The 25,650-nt window shown below is 67.9% G+C and carries 23 protein-coding genes; 9 read left to right on the forward strand and 14 right to left on the reverse strand.

Translation table 11 applies throughout. The features are described 5' to 3' along the window. Positions 1-252: 252 nt before the first annotated feature. Positions 253-408, forward strand: coding sequence for a DUF6131 family protein (locus tag AB0M65_RS24280; protein WP_167480014.1), 156 nt, complete (start codon positions 253-255; stop codon positions 406-408). Between the two features lie 235 nt (positions 409-643). On the opposite strand, the gene AB0M65_RS24285 is transcribed toward AB0M65_RS24280, so the two are convergent. The 7 genes from AB0M65_RS24285 to AB0M65_RS24315 form a co-directional block, all read right to left on the reverse strand. Continuing rightward, positions 644-850, reverse strand: a complete 207-nt coding sequence (locus AB0M65_RS24285) for a hypothetical protein (protein ID WP_364031673.1) — start codon at positions 848-850, stop codon at positions 644-646. 150 nt (positions 851-1,000) lie between these two features. Next, entirely contained in the window at positions 1,001-1,861 is an 861-nt protein-coding gene (locus AB0M65_RS24290) for a Ku protein (RefSeq protein WP_364031580.1), read from the reverse strand. A 118-nt stretch (positions 1,862-1,979) separates the two neighbouring features. Next, entirely contained in the window at positions 1,980-3,245 is a 1,266-nt protein-coding gene (locus tag AB0M65_RS24295; RefSeq protein ID WP_364031583.1) for a styrene monooxygenase/indole monooxygenase family protein, read from the reverse strand. Positions 3,246-3,270: 25 nt separating this feature from the next. After that, positions 3,271-3,930 carry an ATP/GTP-binding protein gene (locus tag AB0M65_RS24300; RefSeq protein WP_364031586.1) on the reverse strand — a complete coding sequence of 220 codons (660 nt, stop codon included), beginning with the start codon at positions 3,928-3,930 and terminating at the stop codon, positions 3,271-3,273. After that, on the reverse strand, positions 3,905-4,288 hold the full coding sequence (locus AB0M65_RS24305; protein WP_364031589.1) for a DUF742 domain-containing protein: 384 nt from the start codon (positions 4,286-4,288) through the stop codon (positions 3,905-3,907). The genes AB0M65_RS24300 and AB0M65_RS24305 overlap by 26 nt, the downstream gene beginning before the upstream one ends. Positions 4,289-4,307: 19 nt before the next feature. Beyond that, positions 4,308-4,742 carry a roadblock/LC7 domain-containing protein gene (locus AB0M65_RS24310; RefSeq protein WP_364031592.1) on the reverse strand — a complete coding sequence of 145 codons (435 nt, stop codon included), beginning with the start codon at positions 4,740-4,742 and terminating at the stop codon, positions 4,308-4,310. Further along, the gene (locus AB0M65_RS24315) at positions 4,739-5,971 is read right to left on the reverse strand and encodes an ATP-binding protein (RefSeq protein ID WP_364031595.1); all 1,233 of its coding nucleotides are present in this window, start codon (positions 5,969-5,971) and stop codon (positions 4,739-4,741) included. Before AB0M65_RS24315 ends, AB0M65_RS24310 begins: the two co-directional genes overlap by 4 nt. Before the next feature lie 270 nt (positions 5,972-6,241). Between AB0M65_RS24315 and AB0M65_RS24320 the strand changes: the two genes are divergently transcribed. The 4 genes from AB0M65_RS24320 to AB0M65_RS24335 all read left to right on the forward strand — a co-directional run bounded on the left by AB0M65_RS24320 (position 6,242) and on the right by AB0M65_RS24335 (position 12,245). Beyond that, entirely contained in the window at positions 6,242-6,886 is a 645-nt protein-coding gene (locus AB0M65_RS24320; RefSeq protein ID WP_364031598.1) for a TetR/AcrR family transcriptional regulator, read from the forward strand. A gap of 33 nt (positions 6,887-6,919) precedes the next feature. Then, on the forward strand, positions 6,920-8,653 hold the full coding sequence (locus tag AB0M65_RS24325) for an ABC transporter ATP-binding protein (protein ID WP_364031601.1): 1,734 nt from the start codon (positions 6,920-6,922) through the stop codon (positions 8,651-8,653). After that, positions 8,653-10,680, forward strand: a complete 2,028-nt coding sequence (locus tag AB0M65_RS24330; RefSeq protein ID WP_364031604.1) for an ABC transporter ATP-binding protein — start codon at positions 8,653-8,655, stop codon at positions 10,678-10,680. The genes AB0M65_RS24325 and AB0M65_RS24330 overlap by 1 nt, the downstream gene beginning before the upstream one ends. 110 nt (positions 10,681-10,790) lie before the next feature. After that, complete coding sequence (locus tag AB0M65_RS24335) at positions 10,791-12,245, forward strand: DNA polymerase ligase N-terminal domain-containing protein (protein WP_364031607.1); 1,455 nt, start codon at positions 10,791-10,793, stop codon at positions 12,243-12,245. 19 nt (positions 12,246-12,264) lie between these two features. On the opposite strand, the gene AB0M65_RS24340 is transcribed toward AB0M65_RS24335, so the two are convergent. From AB0M65_RS24340 to AB0M65_RS24350, 3 genes are all read right to left on the reverse strand, one after another. Further along, a complete protein-coding gene (locus AB0M65_RS24340) occupies positions 12,265-12,618 on the reverse strand; it encodes an STAS domain-containing protein (RefSeq protein WP_364031610.1) in 354 nt (117 codons plus the stop codon). Between the two features lie 76 nt (positions 12,619-12,694). After that, positions 12,695-14,203: a CYTH and CHAD domain-containing protein gene (locus AB0M65_RS24345; protein ID WP_364031613.1), complete on the reverse strand. Its 1,509-nt coding sequence runs from the start codon at positions 14,201-14,203 to the stop codon at positions 12,695-12,697. Between the two features lie 69 nt (positions 14,204-14,272). Then, on the reverse strand, positions 14,273-15,130 hold the full coding sequence (locus tag AB0M65_RS24350; protein ID WP_364031616.1) for a helix-turn-helix transcriptional regulator: 858 nt from the start codon (positions 15,128-15,130) through the stop codon (positions 14,273-14,275). A gap of 519 nt (positions 15,131-15,649) precedes the next feature. Here AB0M65_RS24350 and AB0M65_RS24355 point away from each other — a divergent pair. Then, on the forward strand, positions 15,650-16,723 hold the full coding sequence (locus AB0M65_RS24355) for an erythromycin esterase family protein (RefSeq protein ID WP_364031619.1): 1,074 nt from the start codon (positions 15,650-15,652) through the stop codon (positions 16,721-16,723). A 175-nt stretch (positions 16,724-16,898) separates the two neighbouring features. Here the strand turns inward: AB0M65_RS24355 and AB0M65_RS24360 are convergent, their stop codons facing one another. Both AB0M65_RS24360 and AB0M65_RS24365 read right to left on the reverse strand, forming a co-directional pair. Further along, the gene (locus AB0M65_RS24360) at positions 16,899-19,865 is read right to left on the reverse strand and encodes a BTAD domain-containing putative transcriptional regulator (RefSeq protein WP_364031622.1); all 2,967 of its coding nucleotides are present in this window, start codon (positions 19,863-19,865) and stop codon (positions 16,899-16,901) included. Positions 19,866-19,948: 83 nt separating this feature from the next. Beyond that, entirely contained in the window at positions 19,949-20,668 is a 720-nt protein-coding gene (locus AB0M65_RS24365; protein ID WP_364031625.1) for a DJ-1/PfpI family protein, read from the reverse strand. Positions 20,669-20,766: 98 nt separating this feature from the next. On the opposite strand from AB0M65_RS24365, the gene AB0M65_RS24370 reads away from it, so the two are divergent. Together AB0M65_RS24370 and AB0M65_RS24375 are read left to right on the forward strand one after the other, a co-directional pair. Further along, on the forward strand, positions 20,767-21,744 hold the full coding sequence (locus tag AB0M65_RS24370) for a GlxA family transcriptional regulator (protein ID WP_364031628.1): 978 nt from the start codon (positions 20,767-20,769) through the stop codon (positions 21,742-21,744). A 41-nt stretch (positions 21,745-21,785) separates the two neighbouring features. After that, positions 21,786-23,303 carry a YibE/F family protein gene (locus AB0M65_RS24375; RefSeq protein WP_364031631.1) on the forward strand — a complete coding sequence of 506 codons (1,518 nt, stop codon included), beginning with the start codon at positions 21,786-21,788 and terminating at the stop codon, positions 23,301-23,303. Here the strand turns inward: AB0M65_RS24375 and AB0M65_RS24380 are convergent. Together AB0M65_RS24380 and AB0M65_RS24385 are read right to left on the reverse strand one after the other, a co-directional pair. Then, positions 23,300-23,956, reverse strand: coding sequence for a hypothetical protein (locus AB0M65_RS24380; RefSeq protein ID WP_364031634.1), 657 nt, complete (start codon positions 23,954-23,956; stop codon positions 23,300-23,302). The genes AB0M65_RS24375 and AB0M65_RS24380 overlap by 4 nt on opposite strands. Further along, positions 23,956-24,564, reverse strand: a complete 609-nt coding sequence (locus tag AB0M65_RS24385) for an MBL fold metallo-hydrolase (protein WP_364031637.1) — start codon at positions 24,562-24,564, stop codon at positions 23,956-23,958. The genes AB0M65_RS24380 and AB0M65_RS24385 overlap by 1 nt, the downstream gene beginning before the upstream one ends. Before the next feature lie 155 nt (positions 24,565-24,719). Between AB0M65_RS24385 and AB0M65_RS24390 the strand changes: the two genes are divergently transcribed. Then, positions 24,720-25,577 carry a peptidylprolyl isomerase gene (locus tag AB0M65_RS24390; protein WP_364031640.1) on the forward strand — a complete coding sequence of 286 codons (858 nt, stop codon included), beginning with the start codon at positions 24,720-24,722 and terminating at the stop codon, positions 25,575-25,577. Positions 25,578-25,650 lie beyond the last annotated feature (73 nt).

Here is a 25,650-nt window from a genome sequence, read left to right on the forward strand (position 1 = left end):
GCGCCTGGCGCAAGGAAGGGGGCCTTCCTGTACCTCAGGCGAGCACGCGGGCGCCGGTACCGAGCGGGTCGGGTCTCGTGAGTGTTTTGGGTCGTTAGAGCGACCCAAATCACTCACGACCATCGCTAGGCCGTATGCGTGAAAAATGCAACCAGATGCCATGTTTTCTTTCGGGTGAAGCGGGAACCCCCTAAGTAGCCACACCCCGGCGGTCCCATCACGCCGGGCGACTACGAAGGAGAAGGTGCCCCCGTGATCATTCTCGGCGTCATCCTGATTGTCATCGGTGTCATCGCCAGCATCCCCGTTCTGTACTCGATCGGGATCGCGCTCGCGGTCATCGGCATCATCTTGGCCGTTCTCGGGAACACCGGGAAGGCCATCGGCGGTCGCGCCCACTGGTTCTGAGCCCACTCACGGAACCAGCTGAAAGACCGGTACCCGGCGTTCCCCTCACGCCGGGTACCGGTCTTTTCACAGCCCGAAAAGTTAGGGGTCCCCCGGCTCCGAGGGGGAGGGAGAGCCGGAGGACCCCGTCATAGGTAGCACATTCCCGGCCACGATGTACACGAATGCATACACCTTCGGGTGGCAATCGGTCTCCATCGGGCCGATCCAGCCGAAGCAGTGTATTGGCCCCCGGTCAAGAAGCCTGGAGCAACAGCTCGGCAGGCGTCTCCACACAGACGCAGCGACCGTCGACGTCGAGACAGTCGATCGTCAAGGTGTGCCGAGCGAAGTCGAGATCGACACAGCCGGGCTCACCGCATTCCGTGAAGCCACCGTCGAGATGGACGACCAGGGTGCCGTGGCAGTGGTCGAGTCCGCCGGAGCAGAACACGCACTCCATGCTCACGCCGCCTTCCGCGTTCGGGTTCTCCTCAATTGCCCTTACTACCACCGAGGGCCGACAGAACCGGGGATACGCGCGGCGTGTCGCGACGCCCGGCTGGGTGAGACCGGGCACACCCAAACCGGTACAACAGTCTACAAAGGAGGGTCAGGCGCTCTTCGGGGTTCGCTTGCCCGCGGCCGGTTTCTTCGCCGCCGTGGCCTTCTTGGCCGTGGAAGCGGCCGGCTTCCGGCTCTTCTTCGCCTCGCTCACGCTGGCCTGCAGGGCCTCCATGAGGTCAACGACGTCCGCCTTCGCACCCACGGCCTTCGGCTTCGCCGTGTCGCTCCCGGCGGCCTTGGACTCGATCATGGCCTCCAGCGCCTCGCGGTAGGAGTCGGCATACTTCTCCGGCTCGAACACGGGCTCCGAAAGCGAATCGATCAGCGAGCCTGCCATCGTCAGTTCCTGGGGCCGCACCTGCGGCGGATCCTCGTGCAGGAAGCCGAAGTCCGGGACACGGACCTCGTCGGGCCACAGCATCGTCGTCATCATGAGGACGTCGTTGTGCACCCGCAGCACTGCCAGTGCCTCCCGCTGGCGGATGGCGACCTTCGCGATCGCCACATGACTCGCCTTCTGCAGGGCGTCACGCAGGACGACGTACGGCTTGATGGCGTTCTTCTGCGGTTCGAGGTAATACGTCTTGTCGAAGTTGATCGGATCGATGGACTCCAGCGGCACGAACTCGAGCACATCGATGGCCCGTGACGACGCCAGCGGCAGTTCGGCCATGTCCTCGTCGGTGAGCACGACCATCTCGCCGTCAGGTAGTTCGTAGCCCTTCGCGATCTCGGCGTAGGGCACTTCCTCGCCGTCGATCGTGCAGAACCGCTTGTACTGGATCCGGCCACCGTCGGACTCGTGCACCTGGCGCAGCGAGACGTTCTTGTTCTCGGTGGCCGCATACAGCTGGATCGGGATGCTCACCAGCCCGAACGACACCGAGCCCTTCCACATCGAACGCATCGCGTCGCACCTCCACCGCCGTCACCGACCGTACTTACGCTCGGTAACAACGGTAGCCCGAAACACCGGACCGCGACAGTCCCGCGAACCCGATCGCGGGACGGTCACGGCCCGGAAATCACGCTTCGGCCAGGTACTTCTCTGCTTTCGCGGGGTCGAGGAACCAGTGCTGGAAATCGGTCGGATCGGAGAACCCGTTCGCGAACCGCTTCGCCACGGCGGGATTCTCCCCCGCCGCGCCGATGATCTGGAGCACATGCGGGGGCGGCGGCTGCAGCATCGCGTTGGTCCAGGTCGTCACGTGCTGGGCGTACTCCCAGTACTTGTCGAACGCCGCCGTCATCCACTCCTCGTCAAACGGCTTGTCACCGCGGTCGAGGATGGAATCCAGATAGGACGCCGCGCAATGACTCGCGTTGTTGGAGCCCTGCCCGGTGATCGGGTCGTTGGCGACCACGACGTCGGCCATGCCCAGCACCACGGTGCCCGAGGGCAGCTTGCCGACCGCGTTCCGCACGACCGGGGTGTACCCGCCGGCCAGCGTCGCCTTCTCGTCGGTCAGCACGGCGTTCTTCGACCTCTCGTACTCCCACGGGAGGAACTGCTTCATCAGCGAGAGGATCCGGTCGAGATGCGCCCGCGGCGACGGCCGGTCGCCCCAGCAGTCCAGCGGCCCGCCGGGGACGCCCTCGAAGAAGAGGATGTCGCAGTTCCCGCTCAGCGTGTACGCGGGGATCATGAACAGTTCGCCGACGCCGGGGATGATGTTGAACCGCACCGCGGCCTTGTCCGGATGCTCCGGCCGGGGTTCCATACCGTGCACGTAAGCCAGCGAGAGCGCCCGCTGCGGCTCGGTGTAGGGCGAGCGCTCCGGGATGCGGTCGAACAACTGCACCAGCTCGCCCTTGCCCGCCGCGATGACCACGAGGTCGTAGAGCTTCGCCAGCGGCGCGAGATCCGAAGTGGTCACCCCGTGGATGACGACCTTCCCGCCGCGCTCCTCGACCAGTTCGAGCCAGCTCGCCATCTTCACCCGCTGGTCCACCGACTGCGCGTAGTGCTCCAGCGGCCCGAACCAGTCCAGCACGCGGCTCCTGCCCGAGGCACGCTTCCCCGCCGAGGGCTCATCAGCGCCGTCGGGGCCGGCGATCGAAACGCCGAGTCCTTCGACCCGGACGGTCTCGTCCTCCCACAGGTTCAGCCGGTGGTCCCGCTCATGCTGCAGCGCGGAGTGGAACATGCACTGCGTCGACATCACCTTGCCGGACCGGATCTCGTCCGGCGTCCGCGCCGACATCACGGTGACGTCGTAGTCGTGGCCCAGCAGGCTCAAAGCCAGCTGCAACCCCGACTGCCCCGCACCGACGATCAGAACCTTGCGCATCCTCGACATTCCTCCAGAAAGAGAATCAGCCCACCGAACCGACGTACGGAGTTGACGGGCCCTCAGCGGAAAAATGTGCTTCGGGCCGGCGACCCGGCCCGGAGACCACCGCGAGGGACAGCGTGTGCGTCACCAGTTCCCGCAACGTCGCGACGGTCGACTTCGGGTCGCGGGCGTCGCAGGTGACCAGCGGGATGTCCGCGGACAGCGCGAGCGCGTCGCGGACCTCGTCGAGGTCGTGCACCGGCATCCCCTCGAACTGGTTGACCGCGACGATAAACGGCAGCTCGGAGTCGTTCTCGAAGTAGTTGATCGCGGCGAAGGACTGGTCGATCCGGCTGGTGTCGACCAGCACGATCGCGCCGAGCGCGCCGCGTGAGAGGTCGTCCCAGAGAAACCAGAACCGAGCCTGGCCCGGCGTGCCGAAGAGGTACAGGAGCAGGTCTTCACGCAAGGTGATCCGGCCGAAGTCCATCGCGACCGTGGTGGTGGACTTCGTGCCGGGGGGCACCAGTTCGTCGACACCGGCCCCGGCTTCGGTCATCCAGGCTTCGTTGCTCAGCGGGGGGACCTCGGAGACGGCGCCGACGAACGTCGTCTTGCCAACGCCGAATCCACCGGCGACCACGATCTTGGCGGAGATCGCCAGCAGATCGGCGTCAGACCGGGAGGCGCTTGAGTCCATCGAGGATCCTCTCGAGCACGTTCGTGTCGTGGTTGTAGGCGTGGGCCGTCGGGTGCACGAAGACCGCGCCCTGGGTGGCGAGGTCGCCGATGAGCACGCGGACCACGCCGAGCGGCAGGTCGAGCCCCACCGAAAGCTCGGCGATCGACGAGCGCTCACGGGCGCGCTCGTACAGCGAACGCGATTCGGGCATCAGCGCCTCGGACAGCGCCGGGTCGTAACGCGGGACCGAGATCAGGGTCTCCACCAGCAGCAGGTGGCTGCTCTTGGTCCGGCCGCCGGTGAGCGCGTATGGCCGGATTCTGCGGCTGCGCATCTTGCCGGGCCGGTCCGGAGATTGGTCGCTGGACACGGTCATCCCTTCCTTCTCCGGATTTTCAGGCCTGCGGCCGACGGGCGGTCAGGACCTGCCGGAGTCCCGCTCGCACCTCGGGGGTGAGGGCGTGACCGGCGTTGGTGATGAACTGGGTCATCTCGTAGGCGACGACCTTCATGTCGCATTCCGGCTCGGTGAGCACGGCGAGCCCGGCCTCGGAGCCGATCCCCATGAACAGGAAGTACCCGCGGGTGAGCCGGATGATGATCTGCTCGCAGTTGCCCTTGCCGAACAGCGCGGCGCTGTTGCCCGCGAGGCTGAGCAGTCCGCTCGCGATGGCGGCGAGCTGTTCGGCGTCGTCACTGGACACCGTTTCCGAAGCGGTCAAAGGGAAACCGTCGACGGACAAGATCAGCGCGTGACTGGCGCCGTGCACCTTGCGCACGAAATCGTCGAGCAGCCACGTGAAATCCGTGGTCGCGTCCTGGGCGGTCACTGGGTGTTTCCTCCGGTCTCACGCTCGTGCCGGTCGTCGAGGGCGGCGCGCTCGCCGTCGCTGAAGGCATCGAGGTCGGCCAGCAGCGCCTCGTGCCCGTCCGCCGCGTCGGCGGGCGGGGTGGTCGGCGGGGCCGGTTCGTCGGGCAAAGTCCTGATACTGCGGGAAACCCGGCGCGGGAGACCGCTGGCGGTGGTACCGCCGTCGGCGGGCGGCGGGACGGCCGTGCGCGGACGCGGGCTGGGTTTGCGTTCCAATTCCGGCTCCGGAGCCGGTGACGGCGCCGGACGGCGCCTCGGCAGCCCCGACGGCGACTCGACAGAGGTCACCACGGGTGCCCCGTTGGTGATCCTCGCCTGGGGCAGCACCACGGTCTGGGCGCCGGACCAGTGCTTCTCGGCGAGTTCCGAGACCACCGGTACCGGCAGCAGCACGGTGGCGACCGTGCCGTGCGGGGTGCGGCGGTCGAGTTTGACGGTGATCCCGTGGCGGTCGGCGAGCCTGCCGACGACGGCGAGTCCCATATGCCGCACCGAATCGTCGTCCAGTACCGGTCCGGCCGCCAGTCGTTCGTTCAGCACGACGAGGCGTTCCGGCGGCATGCCGATGCCCTCGTCCTCAATGCGGATCAGCACACTCCCTTGTTCGGTGAGGTGCGCGCTGACACTGACCGGCGAACTCGGCGAGGACTGGTTCGCCGCGTTGTCGAACAGTTCCGCGAGGATCCGGCTGACGTCTTCGGCGGCGAAACCGACGACACCGAGCGAGACGACCCGGCCGATCGTGATCCGCGAGTAATGGTCGATCGACGACATCGCGGCCCGCATCACGTCGAGCACTGACGAGGTACCGGCGGCCGCGTCGTCGGCGTCACGACCGGCGAGCACACGCAGGTTCTCGGCGTTGCGCCGCAACCGGGTCGCCAGGTGGTCGAGCCGGTAGAGCTCGGCGAGGCGGTCGGAGTTCTCCTCCCCCGCCTCCATCGTCTCCAGCTGTGCGAGCAGCTGGTCGAGCAGGTTGAGGTCGCGCAGCGCGACATTGGAACAGACACCGGCGAGCGCTCCGGCGTCCGGCGCTTCCACGGCAGGCCGCTGTTCCGTCACCAGTTCGGCGGGTGATGCCGAAGAAGCGTGCCGGGGCGGGGCGGCGAGGAACTGCGCCGCGGCGACCCGGGAGCGGTCCAGAAGAACCCGTGAGCGGTCAAGCAAGCCTCGAGCCCGCGTCACCATGTGCTTCCACTTCTTTCTCTTCGCGTACCCGGACCCGTGCACTCCCCAGTGACAACGACGGCCATGCAAGCAGACGGAACAATCGGTGTCCACAACCGGCATCCGTTCAACCGCTGGCAGTGACCTGGTAACGAAAGCGTTGCGGCTGGTGAGCGACGCGCACTAGGCCATTCGGCTCAATTTCGGTGTCACGAACCACACGTCCTGCCCGAAAAGTGCGGAGTGCGCATAAATTTGCGTGGCGCGCAACTTTTACTTATCCTGGTCGTCATGACCACGGACCCGGTTGCCCCCCTCGGACTGCGCGAGCGCAAGAAGCGCGCGGCCCGGCGAGCCATGAGCGAGGCAGCGCTCAAACTCGCCGCGGAGAAGGGTGTCGAGCAGGTCCGTGTCGAGGACATCGCCAGCGCCGTCGGCGTCTCACCGCGCACGTTCAACAACTACTTCTCCAGCAAGGAGGAGGCGATCTGCTCGTTCGTCGTCGAACGGCAGGAACGGGTGCGGGAGGCACTGCGTGAACGACCTCCCGGTGAATCACTGTGGGAAGCGGTCACCACCGCGACGCTGGAGACCTACCGCCGGGAAGGCGAGCCGAACCGCGATTCGGTGAAGATCGCCAGGTCGATGATCCTGCATCCGGCGGTGCACGGCGAGTTCCTCAAGGCGCACGCCACCGTCGAACGGGTGCTGGCCGAGGCGATTCTGGAACGCGCGGGCGCCGGCACGGAAAACGCGTTGAACGCGCGGCTGATGGCGGCCATTGTGGAGTCCGCGGTGAAGACCGCTTTCTTCAACTGGCTGACCAACGACGGCGCGGAGCCGTTCTTGGAAACGGTCGAGGTCCTCTTGCGCGAAGCCTCGGCGGGTGTCCCCTCGCTTACCGGACCCGGACCGGTGAAGTCACCGAAGAAGTAGTTACACCCTACCCACCACTGGGGAGAAACCGTTGTGCTGACCAAGCTGTTGCGCACTCACCTGCGCCCATACCGGCGTGACCTGTGGCTGATCGTGCTGCTGCAGTTCGTCCAGACCCTCGCCGGGCTGTACTTGCCGACGCTGAACGCCGAGATCATCGACAAAGGCGTGGTACTGGGGGACATCGACTTCATCCTCGGCGTCGGCGGCGTGATGCTGCTGGTGTCGCTGGTGCAGATCGCCTGCTCGATCGGCGCCGTCTACTTCGGCGCCCGCACCGCGATGGCGGTCGGCCGCGACGTCCGCGGCGCGATCTTCCACCGGGTCCAGGACTTCTCCGCCCGCGAGGTCGGCCAGTTCGGGACGCCGTCGCTGATCACCCGCACCACCAACGACGTCCAGCAGGTGCAGATGCTGACGTTGATGGCGTTCACGCTGATGGTGTCGGCGCCGATCATGTGCTTCGGCGGCATCATCATGGCGCTGAACCAGGACGTCACGCTCTCATGGCTGCTGGTGGTCGTGGTGCCGATCCTGGGTATCTCGGTCGGCGTCATCATCTCGCGGATGCGGCCGGCGTTCCGGTTGATGCAGGAGCGGATCGACAAGATCAACCAGATCCTGCGCGAGCAGATCATGGGTATCCGCGTGATCCGGGCCTTCGTCAAGGACACCCACGAGCGCCGCCGGTTCACCAAGGCCAATACCGAACTGCTGGACGTCTCGCTGATCGTCGGCAGGCTGATGGCGCTGATGTTCCCGATCGTCATGCTGGTGATGAACACCTCCAGCGTCGCCGTCCTGTGGTTCGGCGGGCTCCGCATCGACAGCGGCAGCATGGAGATCGGCGCGCTGACCGCGTTCCTGTCGTACCTGATGCAGATCCTGATGGCGGTCATGATGGCCACCTTCATGTTCATGATGGTGCCGCGTGCCGAGGTCAGCGCCGAGCGCATCACCGAGGTGCTCGACACGCACTCCAGTGTCGTCCTGCCGGAGAACCCGGTCAGCCCCGGCGAGGTGCACGGCCACCTGGAACTGTCCGATGTGGAGTTCCGCTATCCCGGCGCGGAGCAGCCGGTGCTGCAGGAGATCTCGCTGCTGGCCAGGCCGGGTGAGACCACCGCGATCATCGGCAGCACGGGCAGCGGGAAGACCACGCTGCTCAACCTGATCCCCCGGCTGATGGACGCCACCGACGGCTCGGTGCGCGTCGACGGCGTCGACGTCCGGGAACTGGATCCGACCGTGCTGTCCGACGCCGTCGGGCTGGTGCCGCAGAAGCCGTACCTGTTCGCCGGGACGGTGGCGAGCAACCTCCGCTACGGCAAGGCCGACGCCACCGACGAGGAACTGTGGCACGCGCTGGAAGTGGCGCAGGGCAAGGAGTTCGTCGAACGGATGGCCGAGGGGCTCGACTCCCCCATCGCACAGGGCGGCACCAACGTCTCCGGCGGGCAGCGGCAGCGGCTCGCGATCGCACGCATGCTGGTGCGCCGCCCCGAGATTTATTTGTTCGACGACTCCTTCTCCGCGCTCGACTACGCGACCGACGCCGCCCTGCGGCGCGCGCTGGTGGCCGAGACCGCCGAGGCGACGGTGGTGATCGTCGCGCAGCGGGTCAGCACGATCCGCCACGCCGACCGCATCATCGTGCTCGACGAGGGCCGCGTCGTCGGCACCGGCACGCATACCGCACTCATGGACGACAACGAAACCTATCGGGAGATCGTGCTGTCCCAGCTGACCGAGCAGGAGGCCGCCTGATGAGCGCGCCCGAATCCACCGAATCCGACACCGCGAACGCCCCGGCCAAACCCGCGGGCGAACGCGCGAGCGCGGCACGGGGACCCGGCCCCGGCGGTGGCGGCTTCGGCCGTGGCCCCGCCGCCTTCATGGGCGGGCCCTCGGTCGAAAAGGCCCTGGACTTCAAAGCTTCCCTGAAGCGGCTGCTGAAGCTGCTGCAACCCCAGCGCGCCGTGTTGTACGGCGTCATGGTCTTCGGTATCGCCAGTGTCGCGCTGAGCGTCATCGGCCCGAAGATCCTCGGCAAGGCGACGGACCTCATTTTCGCGGGCGTCGTCGCACAGGACATGCCGGCGGGGGTGAGCAAGGAACAGGTCATCGCCGGGCTGCGGGCGAGTGGCGACAACACCCGCGCCGACATGTTCGCGGCAATGGACTTCGTACCTGGCCAGCGGATCGACTTCGACGCCGTCGGACAGGTCCTGATGTGGGTGCTGCTGCTCTACATCGTGGCGTCGTTCTTCGCGCTGCTGCAGGCGAGGCTGACCACGAACCTGGTGCAGCGGGCGGTGTTCGAACTGCGGGAGAGGATCGAGGAGAAGTTCGCCAAGCTCCCGCTGAGCTACTTCGACCGCCAGCCTCGCGGCGAGGTTCTGAGCCGGGCCACCAACGACATCGACAACCTCGCGCAGTCGTTGCAGCAGACGCTGGCGCAGATCGTGTCGTCACTGCTGATGGTCGTCGGCGTGCTCGCGATGATGTTCGTCATCTCGCCACTGCTGGCGCTGGTCGCGCTGCTTTCGGTGCCTGCCTCGGTGTTCGTCGCTGCGAAGATCGGGAAGAAGGCCCAGCCGCAGTTCATCAAACAGTGGTCGACCACCGGCAGGCTCAACGCGCATATCGAGGAGATGTACACCGGTCACTCGCTGGTCAAGGTGTTCGGCCGCCGCGAGGAGGCCGAAGAGGTCTTCCGCGAGCACAACGACACGCTTTACGGCGCGAGCTTCAAGGCCCAGTTCATCTCGGGCACGATCCAGCCCGCGATGATGTTCATCGGCAACCTGAGCTACGTGCTGGTCGCCGTGATCGGCGCGCTCCGTGTCGCGTCCGGGACGCTGTCGCTCGGCGACGTCCAGGCGTTCATTCAGTACTCGCGGCAGTTCAGCCAGCCGGTCACGCAGATCGCCAGCATGGCGAACCTGCTGCAGTCCGGTGTCGCGTCCGCGGAGCGGGTCTTCGCGTTGCTCGACGCCGACGAGCAGGAGCCCGAGCCCGCCGATCCGGCGCGGGTCGAGAAGGTGAGCGGTCAGGTCGAGTTCGAGCACGTGTCGTTCCGGTACACCCCGGACACCCCGCTCATCGAGGACTTGTCCCTCACCGTCGATCCGGGGCATACCGTCGCCATCGTCGGGCCGACCGGGGCAGGCAAGACCACGCTGGTCAACCTGCTCATGCGGTTCTACGAACTCGACGGCGGCCGGATCACCCTCGACGGCGTCGACATCGCCGAGATGGACCGCGAGGACCTGCGGTCCAAAACCGGCATGGTGCTGCAGGACGCGTGGTTGTTCGGCGGCACGATCGCGGAGAACATCGCCTACGGTTCCGCGGGCGCCACGCAGGAACAGATCGTCGAGGCCGCCAAGGCGACCCACGTCGACCGGTTCGTCCGTACCCTGCCGGACGGTTACGACACGGTGATCGACGACGAGGGCGGCACGGTCAGCACCGGTGAGAAACAGCTGATCACCGTCGCACGGGCGTTCCTGGCGAAACCGGCGATCCTCATCCTCGACGAGGCCACCAGTTCGGTCGACACCCGCACCGAAGTGCTGATCCAGCGGGCGATGAATTCGCTGCGCGAAGGACGGACGAGTTTCGTCATCGCGCACCGGCTTTCCACCATCCGGGACGCGGACGTCATCCTCGTGATGGAGGAAGGCTCGATCGTCGAACAGGGCGATCACGAAACGCTGCTGCTCACCGGTGGCGCGTACTCCCGGCTCTATGCCGCCCAGTTCGCGGAGGCACTCGCCGAAACGGACTGAACCAACCCGGCGAAGGCCCCTTTCCCTACTCTCACAGTGGGAAAGGGGGCCTTCGCCACGCGTACGGAGCGGGAACGGCGCTAGGCTTGCGGGACCGGATCCGGAGAGGGGTGCGCTGGCCGACCATGGCGGAGAAACTCGGCGAATACCGCCGTAAGCGCAAACCGGGGCGGACCCCCGAACCTATTCCGGAACGTGACGGTGACACGGGATCGGACGATCTCTTCGTCATCCAGGAACACCACGCGAGCAGCCTGCATTGGGACATCCGTCTCGAACGGGACGGGGTGCTGGTCTCCTGGGCGGTGCCGAAAGGCCTGCCGCTGTCGCCGGACGTCGAACGTCTCGCCGTGCACACCGAAGACCATCCGATGGAGTATCTCACCTTCGAAGGTGAGATACCGGCCGGTGAATACGGCGGCGGCACCATGACCATCTGGGACACCGGCCGCTACGAAACGCTGCACTTCAACGACTACAAGGTCGAAGTCGTCTTTCACGGGGAGCGGGCGCGCGGGAAGTACCTGTTCCTGAACGTGAAGAAGGACTCGCACGATCGCGGCTGGCTGCTCAAACGGCTCGACCCGGCCGAACCCGGGCGCCAGGAACTCCCTCCTTTCCTGGCCCCGATGCTGACGAAACCCGGCCGTCTCCCCTCAACCGGCGAAGACGCGGAATGGGCCTACGAGTTCGACTGGTCGGGACGTCGCACGCTGGTCCGCGTGTCCGGGGGCAGGATCACCGCCTACGACGATTCCGGCGACGACGTCACCGGGCTGTACCCCGAATTCCGCGGGCTTGGCGAGCAACTCGGTGCCACCGAAACCTTTCTCGACGGGGAAATCGTCGTCTTCGACGGAGGGAAGCCGAGCGCGGACGGGCTCGGGCACCGGGCACGCGCCACGAAAAGCTCCGCGAAACGGCTCACCCCGCGCTATCCGGCGTTCTATCTCGTGAACGATCTCCTGCATCTCGACGGCCGGTCCTGTTTGGACCTTCCGTACGCCGGGCGCCGCGAACTGCTCGACGAACTCGGTCTCGCCGGTCCGCATTGGCAGGTCCCCCGGCACTACATCGGCGACGGCGGCGCGGTCGCGCGGGCGGCCCGCGAACACGGACTCGCCGGAATCGTCGCGAAACGTGCCGACTCGACGTATCACCCCGGAAGACGTACCGGGGAATGGCTTTCCATCACCGGCACCCGGGTCCAGCAGGTGGTGCTCGGCGGCTGGCGGCCGGGTGGCGGCAGTCGCGCCGGCACGTTCAGTTCGCTGCTTCTGGGTGTTCCGCACGAAGATGGCTTGCGATACATCGGGAACGTCGGTGTCGGATTCGCGGGTGACGAACTGGAGGTGTTGTCGCAGCGGCTCTTCCGCCTGGAACGCCAGACATCCCCGTTCGACTCCGTACCGGAAAAGCAGGCACGGGACGCACGCTGGTCGCGGCCGAGCATCGTCGGCGAGGTCGTCTTCGGCGGCTGGACCGACGCGGGCTGCCTGCGCAACCCGCGGTGGCGCGGCCTGCTGCCGGACGTCGAGGCCGACGAAGTCGAACTCGACGGCTGACCGGGCCCGGGTCAGGCGCCTAGATCAGCGCGTCCTCGACGTCACTCCGGACGTCGAGGCAGGCGCCGACCCCGCTGACGTCCAGGATCCGCAGCACGAGGTTGGTCTTCACGACCACCGAAAACCGCGGGGACGCGGCATTGGCCTCTTCGAGTGCGTGCAGCCCGGCGCAACTCAGGAATCCGACACCGGACAGGTCGACGATCACCCGTTTAGCCGTGACGCACGCTCCGGTGAGTTCGGTGCGGAACCGCCCGACCGTGGCCGCGTCGATCTCCCCCACCGCGGTGAGGACGAGAGCGCCGTCGGTCCGACGGCTGGTGGACACGGCCAGTGGCGGCGATTCGCCGGATACGCGCTGGCCAGGCAACATTGGGGGCGCCTCTCTCCAGACCACCAAGTCCCCAAGACGGTACTCGGCAGCGGCGAGAGGTCAACCCCGGCAGTCCCTATCGAAGCCATTTCGGGCGAGAACCTTTACGTACCGCTTGCCATTCGCCGTCGAAACGACGATGCGCGGCCGCAGCGGTGGCGACAGAACGGCCATGCAACAGGCCATAGGTGAAAGCGTTTTCGCTTTCGGCGTAGGCGCGGAGGCCCAAAAGCCGCAGGACCTCCCTGGTGACCACGACGTCGTGGTGCGTGCCGAGTGTGCTTTGCACTGCCTTGACGTTCTTTTGCCATTTTCGAAGCTTCTTGCCGGTCACCGGGCGGACCGTGTCGGCGGCGTACCGGGCGCGCTTCGCCTTCTTGCGCACCTCGTGCAACGCGGCGTCCTGCTCCGCACCCGGCGCCAGCCCGCGCGCTGTCGAAACGGCCCCACGCAGCTTCCGATCCGAACGGACCACCGCCTTGCGTAGTTCCTTCTTGCCGTCCTTGATCTTCCCCGGTTTGGCGGCGAGCTTCTCCAGCGCTCGCAACAGATCCGTGTACCGCTTGCTGTCGAGTGCCCGGATGGCCCGCGTCTTGGCCTCCTCGGCCTCGCGCGCGAAATGCCGGGTCATCAGCTGTTCGACGTTGCCCAGTACCAGCTCCGAGGGCAGTGCCTTGACCTCGTCGTGCAGCCGATCGGCCATCACCTCGTTGTCCCTCGCCGGACCGAGTTCGCCACCCAGCCAGCGGAGCTCGGCGGCGAGACCCTTCGCGATGCCGTCGTCGAGCGAGCGCCGGAACGTCCGCAGCGCACTCCGCAGCCGCCTGCTGGCGACGCGCAGCTGGTGCACTGAGTCCTCGACGTCCCGGCGTACCCCGATGTCGTTGCGGCGCAAGGCGTCCAGCTGCTCGGTGACGTAGTCGGCCAGCACCGAGCCGGACGGTCTCCCTGCCGACGGCACGAGGTCGTCGGTGAGCCGCCGGAGTTTCGACGGCCACCGCGACCGCTCCGCACCCGCTTTCACGACGGCCTCGTCGAGGCTTTCCAGCACTTCGAGATCGGCACCGGGCGAAAGCTCGATCTCGATCTCCCGCCAGCGGTCGAGGTGCGCCTTCTCCCCGCCCGCCTCGCCGGTGACGACGTCGTCGGTCAGCGTCGCGAGTTCCCGGCCCCGCGCGTCGAGCAACGCGTACGACGTGCGCTCGGTGCGCAGATGCGCGGCCTGGACGAGTTTGGCGCCGAGCGTATGCGCGCGGACCAGTCTCGCCAGCGCGCCGGGCACCTTGCCCGGCTTGCCGGACAGCGGGAGACGGAGTTCCTCGCGCCTGTCCTCACTGACCGGGAGCTTGAGGTGCCAGCCCTCGTCCTTCCCGCCGAGGCGCCGTCGCAGCGTGATCCCGGCCTGCGCGAGACGGAAGTCCGGGGTGTCGAAGTAGGTGGCGTCGAGCACGTCCACCCTCGGCTCGGCCTGGTTCGTCACCGGACCGGCCGGGACCAGCGGCGGGATCGGCCGGTCGGCCGCCAAGTCGTACTTCCGCTCGATCTCGGCTTCGGCGACCGGGGCCCCGCCCTGCGTCTTCGTCACCACGAACTCCTTCCCGTCGGCTACCCGGAAGGATTACCCCAGGAAGAGGCGCGGGGAAACCCCGATCGGTCACTCGTCCATCCGGTCGTACCTGTCCGCCCATGCGGCGAGCGTCTGACGCGACTTCTCCTCGGTCAGGGTATCGCTTTCCAGTCGCGCAACAAGAGAATAGTACGCTTCGACCGCCACCCGGTCGTCGATGAACACTCCGGCCGCATAGGAATCCGTGTACACCACCGCGGGATGCTCCTCGAATTCCATGATGGTGAACGAATTCTCGATCGCCCTGCTCACTTCGTTCGATTCCGGGACAATGCGAATGGAACAATAGGGAAGATTCGCGGACAGCACGAGATGGAGCAGTTGCTCGTGCATGATCCGGGGGCCGCCGACGACCGAACGCAACGCGCGCTCGTGGACGTAGAACCGGCACCGCGGCGGACGATCCCGCCGCAGCAGCTTCTGCCGGTCCATCCGGGCGTTGACGACCTCGTCCAGCTGGGCCTGGCCGCGGTTGCCGATCAGCTCGTAGGCGGTGCGGGCGTACGGTTCGGTCTGCAGCAGTCCGGGCAGCGTCAGCGACTCGTAACGGACCACGGTATGCGCGAGTTCCTCTTGGATCATCAGGGATTTCACCGGATCGACGAGTTCGTCGAAGTACGGCCGCACCCAGTAGAGGTCGTTGCCGGGCTGCGTCAGCTCCAGCAGCAGGTCACGCTCGGGCTCCGCCTCACCGCAGGTCGCGAGGTACAGCGCCGCGTCCACGACGGACAACTCCCGCAACCCCTGTTCCCACCTCGTGACCTTGCTCTGCAACCAGCCGTTACGGCGGCTGACGTCGGCGCCGCTGAAGTGCCTGCGCTGCCGGAACGCCTTCATGCGGTGGCCCAGTTCCCGGGTCCGCGCCGTCGAATCCTTCTCAACCATGCGGGTAAAAGTAGGGCCGAACTTCGGCCGCGCGGTAATTGCCACGCGGTAATTCACCTCAACTGCTGATAACTTGCACTCGCGCATTCCTGCGAAGTGCTCCTTCGCTCGCGAAGCACCTTCGCACGCGAAGAGTTCTTTAAGTTTATAGCGGACAGAAGAGAACGAGGCCAGTTATTCGGTTGGGGAATTGTTGCGGTGCGGCAGGCGGCCACCCCTTGGCGACCGGCTGCCCCGGCGCCTGCTTGCCGCCCCCGAAGTACATGAAGGCCCCCTTCCTGTACCTAGGCGCAAGGAAGGGGGCCTTCATGTACTTAGGAAGGTCTGAAGGTCGAGTTTCCTCGGCTGAGCCGAGGGAAGGGGTCCTTCACGCGCCATCGTCGTGGTTGATGATGCTGCTGCCGGCTCCAACGCGACTCACCACTCACACCCACCGCACCCTTTGAAACTCCTGCACCCCCTTCCCAGCTCACGCTCACCAAAGTCTCAACTGGCGGATCAGCGATACGCTTGAACCTCATGAGTCAAGACATCCGAGACTTCGTGACCACCTCGTGCGACCTGCTGGGAGTGGGCGAGCCGACGCACGCGGTGCCGGTTTTCGCGGAGGTCCGCAACGAACTGTTCGCTCAGCTCGTCGACCGCGGCTTCCGCTCGATCGCCCTCGAGACCGACCGCGTGGCCGCGCTCGTCGCGAACGACTTCGTCCAGGAGGGCGCGGGAACTCTCGACATCGCGATGCGCGAAGGCTTCACGCACGGATTCGGGGCGCTGGAACCGAATCGGGCGCTGATCGCCTGGATGCGCGAGTACAACGAAACCCGCCCGCCCGGGGACCGCCTGTCGTTCCACGGCTTCGACACGCAGACCGAGATCACCAACGCCCCCAGCCCGCGGCGCTATCTCGAGTACGCCGCCACCTACCTCGGCTCGGCTCAGGACATCGCGGGGGTGGCAGGCGACGACGAACGCTGGAGCCGGACGGAGGCGATGATGGATCCGGCCGAGTCGACCGGCGCCACGGCCGAGGCCTACCGGCTGCGCGCGATCGCGGCCGACCTGCTCGCCGCGTTGCGCGCGCGAAAGCCGGACGAGGGGTGGCACAGGGCCGAACTTCACCTTATGGCCGGGATCGACCTGCTCCGCGTTCACCGGCAGTGCGCCGAACCGCTCGAACCGGAGACACGGTACTGGCGCCTGTGGGGTGTCAGGGACGCGATCATGGCGCGGAACCTGCTGGACATCCGCGCTGCCGAGGCCGCTCGTGGCGCGACGCTGGTCTTCGCGCACAACCTCCACCTTCGGCGCCGCGGGACGGACACCGCCGGAACGCTGGTGGGATCGCTACTGGGTGACCGGTACACCTTCGTCGCGACCAGTCTCGGCAGCAGTGAGGCCATCGCGGTCGAAGAACCCGGGCCCGACACCTACGAAGGGTTCCTGCAGAAGCACGTCACCATCGGCTGGGGTCTGCTCCCGGCCGACGCGGTCCCGTCCGCCGCCGTCCGGACCGATCCCACCCCTCGCCATTACTTCCCGCTCGATCAGGCGATCCTCGACGACGCGGAGGCTGTCCTCCACGTCCGCGGCTAGCGGATCGAACCGGGTGACGCCTCTTGCCCTCGAAAGGCGTCACCCGGCCACGAGCACGCGCCGTCACCCCCAGTCCCGCTATCCCGGGACGGCGCGAAATCCCCTCACTGAGCGAGATTCAACACGCCGTCGCCATAACTTCGCCAAACGCGTCCGTCCGGGAGGCCCGTCCCGGCTATCCCGGACTCGTTCCGAAACGGATCTTCGTCAAGGCTTCACGAGCCCGTTCCCGCTGCCGTCCACCGCTGTCGACACCGGAAAGATCCTGGAGCGCACGCAGTTCCCACACTGGGAAGCCCAGTTCCCGAAACAGCCCGGCCGCCTTGCGGAGTCCTTCGGCGGCTTCCGCCGCATTGCCTTCCGCTGCCCGGAGGCGTCCGAGGCTGAGCAGGGTGTATCCGCCGCCCCGGCGGTCACCGAGCGCACGGAACGTGCCCATCGCGAGCCGCAGGTGATCGGCGGCCCGGTCCGGTTCACCTCCCAGCCGCAGGGACTCGCCGAAGCTCCGGTGCGTGTACCCGGCGGCGAGCCGTTGGCCGTCCTTCTCGAAGAGTTCCAGTGACCGCGAAAGACACCGTTCGCTCTCCCCCGCGTCGCCGTCCTTCGCGTGGAGATCGCCGAGACTGCGCAAGACGTGCGCCTCCCAATGGCGTTCGCGTGCACTGCGAGACCCGGTGAGCGCACTGATCAACAAGTCCCCGGCCTCGTCGAGGCGGCCGTTCCGGCGCAGGACGTCGGCGTAGCGCTTGGCGGACCGGTCGTGCTGCCGTCCGTCCTCACAGTGGAGCGAAAGCAGCAGACTCGCCTCGAAGCACTCCTTCGCCCGCCGGAAATCACCGAGATCGTCCCAGAGCGAGCCGAACTGGGACGAGGCCATCGCCTGTCCTGCGAGGTCACCGCAGTCCCGCAACAGATCCAGTGCCTCCCGCAGCGCGTCGACGGCCGAGCGGGTCCGGCCGGAATCCGCGTCGACGTCGGCACGCGCGACCAGCGCGGCACCAGTGCCCCGCTGATCCCCGGCGGTACGGAACCTCGCCTCGGCCAGCGCGAAACACGTCCGCGCTCGCGCCAGATCTCCGGCGTTGGCATGCGAATGGCCGAGCTTCAGCAGTCTTCCAGCCTCGGCGGGCAGGTCGAGGCTCTTGCGCACGACGTCGAAGCCGAGCAGCGCCACCGGGCCGCCATGTCGCGGGCCGACGAGGTCGCTGTGGGCGTCGGCCAGCCGCGCCGTCAAATCGGTCCAACCGCGACGACCGGCGGTGCGCACGGCGAGCGCGAGGTTCGCGGTTTCCGCGTCGCGCCAGCCGATCGGATCGGCAGCGACGCGGTCCAAAACCGCCGCGGTGGCGTCCGCCCGGCGGGCAGGCGGATGCTCCGTGCCGAGCGCGGTGGACGCGTGTTCGGCCAGCCCGGCCATGACCGTCAACGCGCGGCGGAGGGCGTCGGGGTCCGGCTGTTCCCGGAGCGCGAGCCGGACCAGGCCGGGCAGCCGGTACCGAGGGAAACCGGACCGATCCGGCTTGGCGTAGAGCAGATGGTCGTCCACGAGTTCGTCGAGCACGTCGACGGCTTCGCGCGACGAACAGCCCAGCAGCGCGGTCGCGAACCAGTCGGCGATATCGGTGGCACCCGGAAAACCGAGCAGCCGCAAGGAATTACGCTGCCGGGGCGACAGTTCCGCGAGTGCTTCGGCGAGCACCGGGCGGACGGCGAGGTCTCCGGCGGCGAGTTCGTCGAGGCGTAGCCGCTCGTTCTCCAGTCGCGTCGCGAACTCGGCGATACTCAGCCTCGGCCGCTGCGACAGTTTCATCCCGGCCGCCCGCACCGCCAGCGCGAGCCCGTCGCAGCAGGCCAGCAGCCGCCGGACGGCGTCGGGTTCGGCGGACGGCCTGCCCTCGCCGATGATCGCACCGAGCAGCACCCGCGATTCCGCGTAGGAGAGTTCGCCGACCTCGACCGGCCGGGCGCCGACGAGCCCCGCCAGGCGACGCCGGGTCGTCACGATCGTCGCGCAGCCGGGACCGCTCGGCAGCAACGGCCGCACCTCGGCCTCGGACCGGGCGTTTTCGAGGATCACCAGCACCCGGCGGTCCGCGGTGTGACTCCGCCACAAGGAGACCAGCCCGGCCCGGTCGCCCGGGAGTTCCGTTTCCGCAAGACCGAACGCGCGCAGGAAGCCGGCGAGCACGTCACCGGGCTCACGCAGATCGGCGATGAGCTGGCCGTCCGGGAAGCGCTTGCGTGCCAGCCACGCCGCCTCAGTCGCCAGCGTGCTCTTCCCCGTCCCGGCCGCGCCGTGCAGCACGACCGGCGCCGGGCTTCGCACCGCGCGTCCCAGTTCCGCCAGTTCGGCGGCCCTGCCGGTGAAATCCGGGATCGACGGCGGCAGGCGGCACGGCGCGCCACCCGCCGACCAGCCGGTACCCGCGATCCGGCGATGGACGGCGAGCAACCCCTCCCCCGGCGAAACCCCCGTCTGCTCCCAAAGCGACCGGCGGCACCGGTCGAGGACGGCCAATGCCGCGTCCCGGCGGCCGAGTCCGTGCAGGGCCTCGGCAAGCCATCCGGCTAAGCGTTCGTCGGCCTGCCGGGCCGCCAGTTCGGGACCCAGCCGGTCGGCGACCGCCTTGTGGTCGCCTGCCGCCAGTTCCAGCTCCACGAGCTTGCCGAGGACCGAACACCGCCGGTCTTCCAGCCACAGCCGGTGCGCCTCCAGCAATGGACCGGCCGGGACGTCGGCGAACGCCCGGCCGCGCCAGAGCCCCAACGCCTGGCCGAGCAGCGCGCGCCGCTCGTCCCCGGTCGCCGCCGCGGCCGCCGCCGTCCGGCTGAAGAAGTCGAGGACGTCGAGTTCCCCGTCCGCCACCGTCAGCCGATAGCCGCCCGGCCCCGAGCGCAGCCGCTGCCGGACGTCGTCCACCGGCACCCCTGACGACAACGCCTTGCGCAGCTTGGAAACCGCCACCTGCACGACCGCGGCGGCGCTCGACGGCGGGCCTTCCGGCCAGAGTTCGTCCACGAGGACGTCCCGGTGGACGAACTCGTTCGGCCGGGTCAGGAGCATCGCGAGCACCCGACGGGGCTGTGCCGCCGACGGCAACGGAACCGAGGCCGTGAACGGGCCGAGGACCTTGAACTCCACGAACCACCAATCACCTGGACGGGTGGGCAGAATCTAACCCGGCGGAGTCCCCGGGTTACCGCTTCTCACCCGGATGGCCGCCGTCATCCACCAGTGTGGGCGAGCAGCCTGTCCCGCAGGGCGGGTTCGCTCGCCAACGCCTCCGTCACGGTGTGGTCCAAAAGTGGCTTGAGGTCCCCGTACGGCCGCTTTTCCCAGTCGAGCGCGCCCTGCGGCGGCTCCGGGTCGTACTCGATGACGAACTGGATGGTCCGCGCGATCTCGACGCCGACGAGCCGCTCGACCAGATGCAGCGCGAGGTCGATCCCCGCCGACACCCCGGCGGCGGTGATCAAGTTCCCGTCCTCGACCCAGCGCTCGGCGACCGGTTCCGCCCCGAACGCGCGCAGCAGATCGCGGAACATCCAGTGCGTCGCGGCCCGGCGGCCCTCCAGCAGACCAGCCTGCCCGAGCACCAGCGAGCCCGTGCACACCGACGTCACCAGCTCCGCGTTCGCCGAAGCGGTCCGCACGTACTCGATCAGCTTTTTGTCGGCGAGCGCCTTCAACGTCGGCGCGGCGCCGCCGGGCACGAGCAACGCGTACGGCGAAGGGACTTCTTCGTAGGTGTGGCTCGCCGCGAGCCTCAGCGGGTTGTCGGTGCCGATCGGCTCCTTCGTCTCCCCGACCACGACGGTCCGGTACTCCGGCACCGTGCTCGCCATTCCGTCCAGCACGGTCAGCGGCCCGACCAGGTCGAGCGGGGTCATCCCCGGGTACACCACGAACGCGATGGTCTTCTTTTCGTCCGGTTTCTCAGCCATGGGGCAACCGTGTCGCAGTCCGCGCCACGCCGGGTGCCCGATGTCCGGATTCCTGCGAACGACGTCCGACAGCCAGGCGAGACTGCTAGCGTGCGATCATGCCGGGTACACCCAGACGAGTGTTGATCGTCGGTTACACCCATGCCGAGATGCTCGACATCGCCGGCCCGGCGGACGTCCTCGACGCCGCGACGAAACTCGGCGGGCGGCCGGGGTACGAGATCAGGCTCGCCAGCGTCGACGGCCGCGGAATCCGCTGCGAATCCGGGCTGACCATTCAGGCACAGCACCGGCTCGATCAGATCACCGGCGACCTGGACACGCTGATCGTCGCGGGCGGTACCGGGCACGAGACCGCCGCCGCCGACCCGCGGATCGTCACCCATATCCGCAGGCTCGCGCAGAACAGCCGCCGCGTCGCGTCGGTGTGCACCGGAGCCACCGTGCTCGCCGCGTGCGGGCTGCTGAATGGGCGCCGCGCCACCACCCATTGGCGGTTCGCGAACCGCCTCGCGACGAACTACCCGCAGGTGAACGTCGACCCGGTGCCGCTGTACGTGCGCGACGGCAACGTCTACACGGCGGCGGGGGTCACCAGCGGCATCGACCTCACCCTCGCGTTCGTCGAGGAAGACCACGGCCCGAGTCTCGCCAGGGAAACCGCCCGCATGCTGGTGACCTATCTGCAGCGGCCGGGAAACCAAGCGCAGGTGAGCATGTTCCTCTCCGGCCCGCCGCCGGAGAACCGGCTGGTCCGCGACATCACCGCGTATGTCGCCGAGCATCTCGCCGGCGACCTCAGCACCACGGTGCTCGCCGACCGGGCCGGGATCAGCACGCGGCAGCTCACCAGGCTGTTCGACGCGCACCTGAGTACGACACCCAGCCGCTACGTCCGGGCAGCGAGGACCGAGAACGCGGCGAAACTGTTGTGCGGCACCGAACTCCCGCTGACGTCGATCGCGAGGCGATGCGGCTTCGGCTCGACGGAGACACTTCGCCAAGCCTTCCTCGACCACTTCGACACGCCGCCGTCGGCGTATCGACGGGTACATCTGCGACAGGCGTTCGGCTAGGCCAAATGCGGGCCGCGTTTTGGGCTGTGGAGGATGTGCGGGTGAACCGCCGAGACATCTCCGACGACGACACCGGCCCGATTCGCCGGGTTACGGACACCCCGTCCGATCGTTCGTCCGGAACGTCCCGTACGCCGCGCCGGACGCCGCCGGAAGGCACCCGGTCCCCGCGTCCCCAGGGCACCCGGTCCCCGCGTCCCCAGGGCACGCGGCCGCGTCCGGCCGAACCGGGACGGCGTCGTGCCGCCGCACCGAAACCCGAGCCCGACCCGAAACCCGAGCCGGTCGGCCATGGGCACGGGCACTCGCACGGACCGGCGGCGCCCGCGTCGCGCCGCGTCCGGCTGCTGCTGATGTGGCTGCTCATTCCGCTCGCCGTCGCGACCGTCGCCGCCATGGTCGTGCTGTACCCGTGGGGTAAGGATCCGGCGAAAAGCGTGTTCCCCCAAGGGACTCCGGTGAGTGCCACGATCACCGCGACGATCACCGGCCCGTGCCTCGCCGAAGGGCAGGTCCAGGTCGGCGAGCCGCCACCCGACGCGAAACCATGCCTCACGACCGATCTCACGATGACCGACGGCCCCGCCACCGGGAAGCCGTTGAAGCTGACCGTCCCGATCGAGCCGAGCACGCCGCGGTTCACCACGGGCGACAAGGTGGTGCTGTCCTACAACGGCGGCGACGTCGCGAACACGGCGTCGTTCCAGATCGTCGACTTCCAGCGCGGTACGCCGTTGCTGCTGCTCGCCGGGCTGTTCGCGCTCGCGGTGATCGTGCTGGGCCGCTGGCGGGGGCTCGCCGCGCTGATCGCGCTCGGGCTGAGTTTCCTGGTGCTGGCGCTGTTCGTGCTGCCGTCGATCCTCGCCGGGGAAAGTCCGCTGCTGGTGTCGATCGCGGGTGCGGGCGCGATCATGTTCGTCGCGCTGTACCTGACGCACGGGCTGTCCGCGAGAACCTCGGTCGCGGTGCTGGGGACACTGGTGAGCCTGATCCTGATCGGTGTCCTGTCGGCGATCTTCTCGGCCGCGGCGTCCTTGACCGGCCTGGACGACAGCACGTCGCAGCTGATCGGCTCGCTCGGCCACGGCATCGACGCGCGGGGCCTGCTGCTGGCGGGCGTCGTGATCGGCGCGCTCGGCGTGCTGGACGACGTCACGGTCACGCAGACGAGCGCGGTGTGGGAACTGCGGCGGGCGAATCCGGCGCTCGGCTGGCGCGAGCTCTACAACGCCGGGCTGCGGATCGGGCGCGACCACGTCGGGTCGGCGGTCAACACGCTCGTCATGGCCTACGCGGGCGCGGCCCTGCCGGTGCTGCTGTACACGTCGCTTTCGGGCGTCGGACTCGGGTCGATCCTCGGTGCGGAAGAGATCGCGCAGGAGATCGTGCGGACGCTGGCGGGGAGCGTCGGCATCGTCGCCGCGGTGCCGGTCACCACCGTGCTGGCCGCGTTGATCGCCTCGCGGGAGCCTCAAGAGTCCCTTCGCCGCGGGCGAGCTGCCGGAGATCGTCTACCAACTCGAAGAGATCAAGGCCCGGCTGGAGAAGCCGAAAGCTAGTCCATCGTCGCCACGAACCGGCTGACGGCTTCCATCGTGAACCGCTGGATGTACTTCCCGGACGGCGCCGCCGAAGCCAGCCGGTAGAGCGGCCGCTCCGCCGCGGCGTCCCCGCGTGCTTCCGACTTCAGCTGCGCGACCAGCAGTTCCGAAAACACCAGGCCGTTCGCTTCGGTGTTGTTCAGCAGCGCGTTCGCCAGCTTGCGCAGCTGCAGGATGCCGAGTTCCCGGCCACCCGCACCCGAGTAGACGGCGAGATCGACCTTCGCCACCTTGCGCCGTTTGCCCGCGTTGACCAGCAGGCTGACCGTCCGGGTGCCGCGCACGTCGCTGATCACCAGGTCGATGCGCCCGGCTTTGGTCAGCTCGACCCGCCGCAGGCCCCAGGTTCGCACGAGGAGCGTGGTCCCTTCGAGCCAGACACGGCGGCGCAGGTTGTAGAGCATGATGTACAGCAACGGAAGCGCGATCACCCCGGCGACGACGAGCCCGGTGATCTCACCGCCGATCAGACCGGCGATCCCGCCGAACGCGGCGGCGAAGATCATGACGCCGGCGATGCCGGAACAGCCGCGCCGCCGTCGGAGCTTGGGGTCGTCGTGGAACAGCGGGAGGCGCTCGGGGGACTCCGGTGTACCGGTCGGCTCGGCCATCACACGCCCGTCCCGGTCAGGAACGGGTTACCCGCGCGCTCCTGCCCGATCGTGGTGGCCGGGCCGTGACCCGGCAGGACGACGGTGTCGTCGGGGAGCGTCATCACCTTGGTGCCCAGTGACCGCACCAGCTCGTCGCCATCGCCGGAGGACCGGCCGATCGAACCGGCGAACAGGCTGTCCCCGGTGAGCACGATCCGGCCGCCCTCGGCGGAGGTCAGCCCGAAGATCACCGAACCGGCGGTGTGTCCCGGTGTACGGGACACCGTGATCTCCAGTCCGGCCTGCCGGAGCGGGCCCTCGACGAGTGACACGATCCCGTCCTTCCGTTCCCCGGCGTCCGCGGCCACCAGTGGCCGGTCCGCCTCGTGCAGATAGAGAGGTATTCCGCGGCGTGCGCCGATCTCGGCCGCCGAAGCGACGTGATCAGGGTGCCCGTGCGTGGCCAGCATCGCGACCGGCGTCAGCCCATGGGCGGTCAGCGCGGCCTCCAGCGGTTCGAAGACGTCCTCGCCGGGATCGACGATCACGCACTCCCCGCCGTCCGCCGGGGCGAGCAGATAGCAGTTGGCTTCGAGGGGGCCTGCCGGAAACCCGACAACCAGCACGAAACGCCTCCTCAGATCTTCCACCGAACAGGTGACCGGATGGCCCTGATCACGATCAAGTAAGCCTAGCGGCCCCTGTACGGGGGTCTCACAGGCTGTGCCCATAGACTCCCGCTACTCAAACGTGTGACATCGAGTGGAAACCGGGAGGGCGGGTGCCGACCAACCAGCAGCGCCGCGAAGCCGCGAAGCGCAAGCTCGAGCGACAGATCGTGCGACGGGCCGAAAAGGCCAAACGGCGCAGGATCGTCGGCTCGGTGGCGGTCGTCGGCGTCGTCGCGATCGTGGCGGGCGCGGTGTGGTGGATCGTCAGCAGTAACAGTGGTGACGATGCCGCCTCCGACGCTTCCCCGAGCTCGGCCCCTCCGACCCCGGAGGTCACCATCCCCACCGAACGCACGCCGATGCCCAAGCGGGCGACGCCGCTGGCGAACCCGGTGGCCTGTGACTACAAGGACGACGCCACCAAGCAGGCGTCGAAGAAGGTGAACAAGCCGGAAGGCAAGGGTGTCTCTTCGAACGGCACGGTCAACCTCGTGCTGAAGAGCACCGCGGGCGACATCCCGCTGACGCTGGACCGGGCACTCGCCCCGTGCGCGGTGCAGAGCTTCATCAGCCTTTCGCAGCAGGGCTACTTCAACGACACCAAATGCCACCGGCTCGGCACCACCGGACTGCAGATGCTGCAGTGCGGTGACCCCGAGGCCAGCGGTATGGGCGGTCCGGGCTACACGATGCCGGACGAGGCGTTCCCCGAGATCAAGTACGGCCGCGGCGTCCTCGCGATGGCGAAGACCCAGCAGCCGAACTCCGGCGGCAGCCAGTTCTTCATGGTCTACGGCGAAGCCGAACTGCCCCCGGAGTACTCGGTCTTCGGCAGCATCTCCGACGAGGGCCTGAAGGTGCTCGACAAGGTCGCCAAGGCGGGTGCCAACTCCCAAGGCGGCACCGGCGACGGCACCGGCCCGCCGAACACCGAGGTCAAGTTCACCGGCGTCACGGTCAACGCCTGACGTGAAGCTGGAGCTCAACGGCGCGCCCGTCCGGTCGGAAGACCTGGCGGGCGCGTTCGGCTACGGTCATTAA

The sequence above is a fragment of the Amycolatopsis sp. NPDC051071 genome, assembly GCF_040682875.1.
In the GTDB taxonomy this organism is placed as follows: Bacteria; Actinomycetota; Actinomycetes; order Mycobacteriales; family Pseudonocardiaceae; genus Amycolatopsis.

Excerpts from the sequence above, each read along its gene's own strand:
- AB0M65_RS24300 (WP_364031586.1), bottom strand. The coding sequence starts at position 3,930 with ATGGACTCAAGCGCCTCCCGGTCTGACGCCGATCTGCTGGCGATCTCC.
- AB0M65_RS24320 (WP_364031598.1), top strand. The coding sequence starts at position 6,242 with ATGACCACGGACCCGGTTGCCCCCCTCGGACTGCGCGAGCGCAAGAAG.
- AB0M65_RS24295 (WP_364031583.1), bottom strand. The coding sequence starts at position 3,245 with ATGCGCAAGGTTCTGATCGTCGGTGCGGGGCAGTCGGGGTTGCAGCTG.
- AB0M65_RS24305 (WP_364031589.1), bottom strand. The coding sequence starts at position 4,288 with ATGACCGTGTCCAGCGACCAATCTCCGGACCGGCCCGGCAAGATGCGC.
- AB0M65_RS24370 (WP_364031628.1), top strand. The coding sequence starts at position 20,767 with ATGCCGGGTACACCCAGACGAGTGTTGATCGTCGGTTACACCCATGCC.
- AB0M65_RS24355 (WP_364031619.1), top strand. The coding sequence starts at position 15,650 with ATGAGTCAAGACATCCGAGACTTCGTGACCACCTCGTGCGACCTGCTG.
- AB0M65_RS24380 (WP_364031634.1), bottom strand. The coding sequence starts at position 23,956 with ATGGCCGAGCCGACCGGTACACCGGAGTCCCCCGAGCGCCTCCCGCTG.
- AB0M65_RS24290 (WP_364031580.1), bottom strand. The coding sequence starts at position 1,861 with ATGCGTTCGATGTGGAAGGGCTCGGTGTCGTTCGGGCTGGTGAGCATC.
- AB0M65_RS24350 (WP_364031616.1), bottom strand. The coding sequence starts at position 15,130 with ATGGTTGAGAAGGATTCGACGGCGCGGACCCGGGAACTGGGCCACCGC.
- AB0M65_RS24330 (WP_364031604.1), top strand. The coding sequence starts at position 8,653 with ATGAGCGCGCCCGAATCCACCGAATCCGACACCGCGAACGCCCCGGCC.
- AB0M65_RS24315 (WP_364031595.1), bottom strand. The coding sequence starts at position 5,971 with ATGGTGACGCGGGCTCGAGGCTTGCTTGACCGCTCACGGGTTCTTCTG.
- AB0M65_RS24340 (WP_364031610.1), bottom strand. The coding sequence starts at position 12,618 with ATGTTGCCTGGCCAGCGCGTATCCGGCGAATCGCCGCCACTGGCCGTG.
- AB0M65_RS24285 (WP_364031673.1), bottom strand. The coding sequence starts at position 850 with ATGGAGTGCGTGTTCTGCTCCGGCGGACTCGACCACTGCCACGGCACC.
- AB0M65_RS24365 (WP_364031625.1), bottom strand. The coding sequence starts at position 20,668 with ATGGCTGAGAAACCGGACGAAAAGAAGACCATCGCGTTCGTGGTGTAC.